This window comes from Acidovorax sp. KPB24-03, from assembly GCF_057546605.1.
Map to the genome: position 1 here is coordinate 1 of NZ_BAAJYR010000180.1, position 7,178 is coordinate 7,178.

Sequence of the window (7,178 nt, forward strand, 5' to 3'; positions counted from 1 at the left end):
GTGAACGTGAACCCGCTGTACACCGCGCGGGAGCTGGAGCACCAGCTCAAGGATTCCGGCGCCACCGCCATCGTGATCCTGGAGAACTTCGCCCACACCCTGGCCGAGGTGATCGACCGCACCGCCGTGCGGCACGTGTGCGTTGCCAGCATGGGCGACCTGCTGGGCGCGGCCTTCGGGCGCTGGATCACGTTCGCCGTGCGCCACCTGGCCAAGATGGTGCCGGCCTACGAGATTCCACTCACCAACGGCCGCCAGGTGGTGCCGTTCAACAAGGCGCTGGCCCTGGGCGAGCGCCGCACACTGGCGCCCAGCCAAGCCACGCTGGATTCGACCGCCTTCCTCCAGTACACGGGCGGCACCACGGGGCTGTCGAAGGGCGCGGTGCTCACGCACCGCAACATCGTGGCCGCCACGCTGCAGGCCGAGGCGTGGTTCACGCCCGCGCTGTCCAAGGTGGGCGACGTGCGCCATGCCAACAGCATCGCGGCGCTGCCGCTGTACCACATCTTCGCGCTCACGCTGTGCCTGCTGGCGATCCGCCAGGGCTCGCACCTCACGCTGATCCCCAATCCGCGCGACATCCCCAAATTCGTCGCGGTGCTGAAGAAGCGGCCCTTCCACATGCTGCCGGCGGTCAACACGCTGTTCAACGCGCTGCTGCACCACCCGCAGTTCGCCGCGCTCGATTTTTCGCACCTGTGCGTGTCGCAGGCCGGCGGCATGGCCGCGTCGGAGGGCACGGCACGCCAGTGGCAGAAGGTGACGGGCAGCACCATGATCGAGGGCTGGGGCATGAGCGAGACCTGCGCCATCGGCACCAACAACCCGGTGAACAACACGCAGTTCACCGGCACCATCGGCCTGCCCCTGCCGGGCATCGACATCGCCATCAAGGACGATGCCGGCGAGAGCCTGCCCATCGGCCAGTCGGGCGAGATTTGCATCCGCGGCCCCAACGTGATGACCGGCTACTACCAGCAGCCCGAGGAGAACGCCAAGGCCTTCACGGCGGACGGTTTCATGCGCACGGGCGACGTCGGCATCATGGACGAGGCCGGCTACACCCGCATCATCGACCGCAAGAAGGACATGATCCTGGTGAGCGGCTTCAACGTGTTCCCCAACGAACTGGAGCAGGTGATCTCGCTGTGCCCCGGCGTGCTGGAATGCGCGGCCATCGGAGTGCCGGACGAGAAACAGGGCGAGGCCATCAAGGTGTTCGTGGTGAAAAGCGACCCGGCGCTGTCGGAGGAAGACGTGGAGCGCTACTGCCACGAGCATCTCACCGGCTACAAGCGGCCCCGGCACATCGAGTTTCGCGATGCGCTGCCCAAGACAAACGTGGGCAAGATCTTGCGCCGGGAGCTGCGCAGCTGACTGAGTCCGGCCGGCGCATGCCGGGCCGTGGCAGCCCGCGGCGGATGACGCGCCGCCCGGCCGGGGTGGCACGCGGAAGTAACAGCTGCATCCGCTGATGTCAGCCCGCCCAGGTCCCGCTGCCGGTCTCCCCCCGGCCGGCAACCACCCGTTCGCCCTCCTTCAGCCGGCCCGCGCCCCTGTGCGCGCACCCATTTCTTTTCCGGCCGCAGCCACCCGCCGGCCCCCCTTCCCAAGCACCACCGCCCCCTGGGCTCAGGGATAATCCCCACGCGCAAACGTTTGCGCAAACGTTTTTCTTTCGCTACCATGGCGGTCCGCGGCGGTTTTTCCGGACGGCGATCGAGGCTCTTTCGACAGCCCCATCGGGTCCGCAACCGGCGCATTCCGCACCCCGACAACGCTTTTTCCAGGAGACACCATGCCCTTGACCCGCCGCTCCGTTCAAACCGCCGCCGCCCTCGCCGTGCTGGGGGGCCTGCTGGCCTCGCCCGCGTTCGCGCAGGACAAGCCCAAGATCGCGCTGGTGATGAAATCGCTGGCCAACGAGTTCTTCCGCACCATGGAAGACGGCGCCAAGGCGCACCAGAAGGCGCATGCCAGCGAATACACGCTGGTGGCCAACGGCATCAAGAACGAGACGGACACCGCCGCGCAGATCAAGATGATCGAGCAGGCCGTGGCGCAGAAGGTCAACGCCATCGTGCTGGCGCCGGCCGACTCCAAGGCGCTGGTGCCGGCCGTCAAGGCGGCGGTGGACAAGGGCATCCTGGTGGTGAACATCGACAACCGCCTGGACACCGACGCGCTCAAGGAAAAGAACCTGACCGTGCCCTTCGTCGGCCCCGACAACCGCGCAGGCGCCAAGCTGGTGGGCGACTACCTGGCCAAATCGATCAAGGCGGGCGACAAGGTCGGCATCATCGAAGGCGTTTCGACCACGTTCAACGCGCAGCAGCGCACGCTGGGCTTCCAGGATGCGATGAAGGCCGCCAACATCAAGGTGGTGGGCGTGCAGTCCGGCCAGTGGGAGATCGAGAAGGGCAACACGGTCGCCGCCGGCATGCTGCGCGAGCACCCCGACCTGGTGGCGCTGCTCGCCGGCAACGACAGCATGGCGCTGGGCGCGGTGGCCGCGGTGAAGGCCGCCGGCAAGGCCGGCAAGGTGCAGGTGGTGGGCTACGACAACATCAACGCGATCAAGCCCATGCTGGCCGATGGCCGCGTGCTCGCCACGGCCGACCAGTACGCCGCCAAGCAGGCCGTGTTCGGCATCGAACTGGTGCAGAAGGCTCTGGCCGCCAAGACGCCGCAGGCCCAGCTGCCGGCCGAGGTCAAGACCGAGGTGGTGCTGGTCACCAAGGACAGCAAGTAAGCGCGCCCGCAGCGCCTGCCGACCTCCTCGCCTGCCGCCTTTGACCTGAGGACCGACCCCGTGCCCCCTTTGCCGCCCGCCGCCGCGCCCGCGTCCGCCCCCCTGCTGGAGATGATCGGCGTGGGCAAGGACTACCACGCCACCACGGTGCTCCACACGGTGACGCTGTCGCTGCATGCGGGCGAGGTGCTGGCCCTCACCGGGGAGAACGGCGCGGGCAAGAGCACGCTGTCCAAGATCCTGTGCGGGCTGGAGCCGGCCTCGCGCGGCAGCATGCGGCTCGCGGGCCACCCCTATGCGCCCGCCTCGCGCCGCGACGCCGAGGGCCAGGGCGTGCGCATGGTCATGCAGGAGCTGGGCCTGATTCCCACGCTCACCGTGGCCGAGAACCTGCTGATGGGCCGCCTGCCGCACCGCGCGGGCTGGCTGCGCCGCGGCGCGCTGCATGCAGCCGCCCGCACGCAGCTGGCCAAGATCGGCCTGACCGACATCGACCCGGCCACGCCGGTCGCGCGCCTGGGGCTGGGGCAGCAGCAGATGGTGGAGATCGCCCGCAACCTGCACGACGACACGCGCGTGCTGGTGCTGGACGAGCCCACCGCCATGCTCACGCCGCGGGAGACCAACTACCTGTTCGAGCAGATCGCGCGGCTCACGGCGCGCGGGGTGGCGATCGTCTACGTGTCGCACCGGCTGGAGGAACTGCGCCGCATCGCCGACCGCGTGGCCGTGCTGCGCGACGGCGCGCTGGTGGACGCCCGCCCCATGGCCGGCCTGAGCGAAGCCGACCTGGTGCAGCGCATGGTGGGCCGCGCGGTGAGCGACCTGGAACACCGCCCACGCCGCCAAGCCGGCCCGGTGGTGTTGCGCACCGAGGGCCTGGGCCGGGGCACGGCGGTGCAGGACGTGAACCTGGAGCTGCGCGCGGGCGAGGTCTTCGGCATCGCCGGCCTGGTGGGCTCGGGCCGCACCGAGCTGCTGCGCCTGCTGTTCGGCGCCGACCGGGCGGACCGGGGCACGGTGGTGCTGTCCGAAGGCCATGATCCAAATCGGCCTCCAGCACAATCGGTACTAGGGCATACCGCTACAAATTCAATAGCAAACAATTCCCACGAGCCGCGCGAACGCCGCATTCCGCGCGGCTTCGCCTCGCCGATGCAGGCCATCGCGGCGGGCATCGGGCTGGTGGCGGAGGACCGCAAGTCGCAGGGCCTGCTGCTCACGCAGCCGATCCGCGTGAACGCCACGCTGTCCGACCTGTCGGCCGTCTCGCGCCTGGGCTGGCTGCGCCGAGCGCACGAAAGCAGCGTGGTGCAGGGTTTCATCCGAACGCTGGGCGTGCGCTGCCGCGGGCCCGAGCAGCCCGTGGGCCAGCTGTCGGGAGGCAACCAGCAGAAAGTGGTGTTCGCCCGCTGGCTGCACCGCGACGGCCGCGTGCTGCTGCTGGACGAACCCACGCGCGGCGTGGACGTGGGCGCGCGCGCCGACCTGTATGCCGAACTCGACCGCATGGCGGACGCCGGGCGTGCGCTGTGCATGGTGTCGTCCGACCTGCGCGAACTGATGGCCATGGCCGACCGCATCGGCGTGATGAGTGCCGGGCGCCTGGTGGCCGTGTTCGAACGCGGCCAGTGGACCGAACAGTCCCTGCTCGCGGCCGCTTTTTCCGAACCCGGTGGCCGCACGGCCGCCCCCAAACCCCTTTCCGCATGAACACCCCCGCACCGGCGCCCCAGGCCGCCGCCCCTTCTTCTTCCGCCGCCACATCCGCCTCCGTCTGGCGCACGCAACTGGGTACCTTCCTGGGGCTGGCGGCCGTGCTGGTCGGCATGGTCGTGCTGTTTTCGTGGATGTCCGAGTACTTCTGGAGCCGCGAGACCTTCGTCACCATCGCCAACGAGATCCCGGCGCTGGCCGTGATGGCCGTGGGCATGACGTTCGTGCTCATCATCGCGGGCATCGACCTGTCGGTGGGCTCGGTGATGGCGCTGTCGGCGGCCACGTCGGCCGCCGCCATCCTGCAATGGAAATGGAGCGTGCCGGCCGCGGCCGCGCTGGCGCTGGCCACCGGCCTGATCTGCGGCACGGTGACCGGTGCGGTGTCGGTGGCCTGGCGCCTGCCCTCGTTCATCGTCTCGCTCGGCATGCTGGAGGCGGTGCGCGGCGGCGCCTACGTGGTGACCGATTCGCGCACGCAATACGTGGGCGATGCGATCTCGTGGCTGTCGGCGCCCGTGGCGGGCGGCGTCTCGGTCGCGTTCGTGCTGGCCCTCGTGCTGGTGGTGGTGGCGCAGCTGGTGCTGTCGCGCACGGTGTTCGGCCGGTGCCTGGTGGGCATCGGCACCAACGAAGAGGCCATGCGCCTGGCGGGCGTGGACCCGCGCCCCATCCGCATCGCGGTGTTCGCGCTCACCGGCCTGCTGGCCGGGCTGGCGGGGCTGATGCAGTCCGCGCGCCTGGAAGCGGCCGACCCCAATGCCGGCACCGGCATGGAGCTGCAGGTGATCGCCGCCGTGGTGATCGGCGGCACCAGCCTGATGGGCGGGCGCGGCTCGGTCATCACCACCGCATTCGGCGTGCTCATCATCGCGGTGCTGGAGGCGGGCCTGGCGCAGATCGGCGCGAGCGAGCCGAGCAAGCGCATCATCACCGGCTGCGTGATCGTGGCCGCCGTGATCGTCGATACCGTGCGCCAGCGCCGGGCAGCCGTTTAATCCCCCGGCCGTCCCGCACCTGCACCCCTGACCCCATGGCCACCATCAAGGACGTCGCCCGCCGTGCCGAAGTGTCGGTGACCACCGTGTCGCACGTGGTCAACGGCACACGCCACGTGAGCGCCGAGGGCCGCGCGCGCGTGGAGGCCGCGATCCGCGAGCTGGGCTACGTGCCCAGCGCCATCGCACGCAGCCTCAAGCGCAACCACACGCGCACCCTGGGCATGCTGATCCCCAACAGCTCCAACCCGTACTTCGCCGAGGTGGTGCACAGCGTGGAGGACCGCTGCTTCGGCGCGGGCTACAACCTCATTCTGTGCAACACCAACGACGAAGCGCAGCGCCAGGCCTCCTACCTGCAGGTGCTGGCCGAGCGGCGCATCGACGGGCTGATAGTGGTCTCGACCGGGCACGACGCCACGCTGGCGCGGCAGCTGGAAGGCCTGTCGATCCCCACCGTGCTCGTGGACCGCGAGATCGAGGTGCCCCAGCCGCCCTGCGACCTGGTGGAGACCGCGCACGCCCAGGGCGGGCGGCTGGCCACCCGCCACCTGCTGGACCTGGGGCACCGCCGCATCGCCTGCATCGGCGGGCCGCAGGGGCTGGCGCCCAGCGAGCAGCGCATCGCGGGCTGGCGCGAGGCGCTGGCCGAGGCCGGCGCGTCCTCCGAAGGCATGCTGTCGCACGGCAACTTCACCAGCCAGGGCGGCTACGAGGCGATGCAGGCGCTGTTCCGTGCTCCTTCCGCACCAAGCGCCGTCTTCGTGTGCAACGACCTCATGGCCATGGGCGCGCTGTGCGCCGCGAACGAGCGGCAGCTGCGCATTCCCGATGCCCTGTCGGTCGTCGGCTTCGACGACATCGAACTGGCCGCCTTCACCAGCCCGCCGCTCACCACCGTCGCCCAGCCCAAGCTGCGCATCGGCACGCTGGCGGTGGACATGCTGCTCGAACGCATCGACGGCAAGCGGCAGGAGCCGCGCCAGATGCTGCTGCAACCCGAACTGCGCGTGCGGGCTTCCACGGCCCGGTACCTTTTTTCCTGACCCTGCCGGGCTCCTTTCCCTTTTTTGTCCCTTCTTTCCCGCGCATGAACGCCGCCTCTCCCTCCCGCCCCCGCATTGCCGTCGTCGGCAGCCTCAACATGGACCTGGTGCTGCGCGTGCCCCAGGCGCCCGGCGCCGGCGAAACCGTCATGGCGCACTCGCTGAACCACATTCCCGGCGGCAAGGGCGGCAACCAGGCCGTGGCGTGCGCCCGCCTGGGCGCGGACGTGCACCTGTTCGGGCGCGTGGGCGCCGACGGCAACGGCCAGGCGCTGCGGGCAGCGCTTGACGCCGACGGCATCGACCACTCGGGTGTGCAGACCGACGACAGCGCCCCGACCGGTCTGGCCGCCATCGTGGTGGACGACGCGGCGCAAAACCGCATCGTCGTGGCCGCTGGGGCCAACCTGCAGTTCGTGCTGGACCCCGCCACCCTGGCACCCGCGCTGCAGGGTGCGGCCTGCCTGGTCGCCCAGTTCGAAGTGCCGCTGCCCCAGGTGCTGGCCGCGGCCGCCCAGGCGCACGCCGCCAGCTGCCGCGTGGTGCTGAACCCCTCGCCCATGCAGCCCCTGCCCGATGCGCTGTGGCCGCTGGTGGACACGCTGGTCGTGAACGAGGTCGAGGCCGCCGCCCTGGTGGGTGGTGCTGTCCAGAGCCCCGGAC

The 7,178-nt window shown here is 70.2% G+C and carries 6 protein-coding genes; all 6 read left to right on the forward strand.

Translation table 11 applies throughout. From position 1 onward, the window contains the following. A partial coding sequence (locus AC27KI_RS16300) for an AMP-binding protein (RefSeq protein WP_487114757.1) occupies window positions 1-1,380 on the forward strand: 1,380 nt, incomplete at its 5' end. Between the two features lie 421 nt (window positions 1,381-1,801). Further along, window positions 1,802-2,755, forward strand: coding sequence for a sugar ABC transporter substrate-binding protein (locus tag AC27KI_RS16305; protein WP_317353243.1), 954 nt, complete (start codon window positions 1,802-1,804; stop codon window positions 2,753-2,755). Window positions 2,756-2,866: 111 nt separating this feature from the next. Next, window positions 2,867-4,468 carry a sugar ABC transporter ATP-binding protein gene (locus tag AC27KI_RS16310; RefSeq protein ID WP_487090198.1) on the forward strand — a complete coding sequence of 534 codons (1,602 nt, stop codon included), beginning with the start codon at window positions 2,867-2,869 and terminating at the stop codon, window positions 4,466-4,468. Beyond that, window positions 4,465-5,469 carry an ABC transporter permease gene (locus AC27KI_RS16315; RefSeq protein ID WP_272565210.1) on the forward strand — a complete coding sequence of 335 codons (1,005 nt, stop codon included), beginning with the start codon at window positions 4,465-4,467 and terminating at the stop codon, window positions 5,467-5,469. The genes AC27KI_RS16310 and AC27KI_RS16315 overlap by 4 nt, the downstream gene beginning before the upstream one ends. 35 nt (window positions 5,470-5,504) lie before the next feature. After that, window positions 5,505-6,515 (forward strand): LacI family DNA-binding transcriptional regulator, encoded by a 1,011-nt coding sequence (locus AC27KI_RS16320; protein WP_317353248.1) that lies wholly within the window; start codon window positions 5,505-5,507, stop codon window positions 6,513-6,515. Window positions 6,516-6,559: 44 nt separating this feature from the next. Then, window positions 6,560-7,178, forward strand: a 619-nt coding sequence (locus AC27KI_RS16325) for a PfkB family carbohydrate kinase (RefSeq protein WP_487114759.1), incomplete at its 3' end; no start/stop codon positions are given.

Coding starts and splice junctions, on each gene's coding strand:
- AC27KI_RS16305 (WP_317353243.1), top strand. CDS start 1,802: ATGCCCTTGACCCGCCGCTCCGTTCAAACCGCCGCCGCCCTCGCCGTG.
- AC27KI_RS16310 (WP_487090198.1), top strand. CDS start 2,867: ATGATCGGCGTGGGCAAGGACTACCACGCCACCACGGTGCTCCACACG.
- AC27KI_RS16315 (WP_272565210.1), top strand. CDS start 4,465: ATGAACACCCCCGCACCGGCGCCCCAGGCCGCCGCCCCTTCTTCTTCC.
- AC27KI_RS16320 (WP_317353248.1), top strand. CDS start 5,505: ATGGCCACCATCAAGGACGTCGCCCGCCGTGCCGAAGTGTCGGTGACC.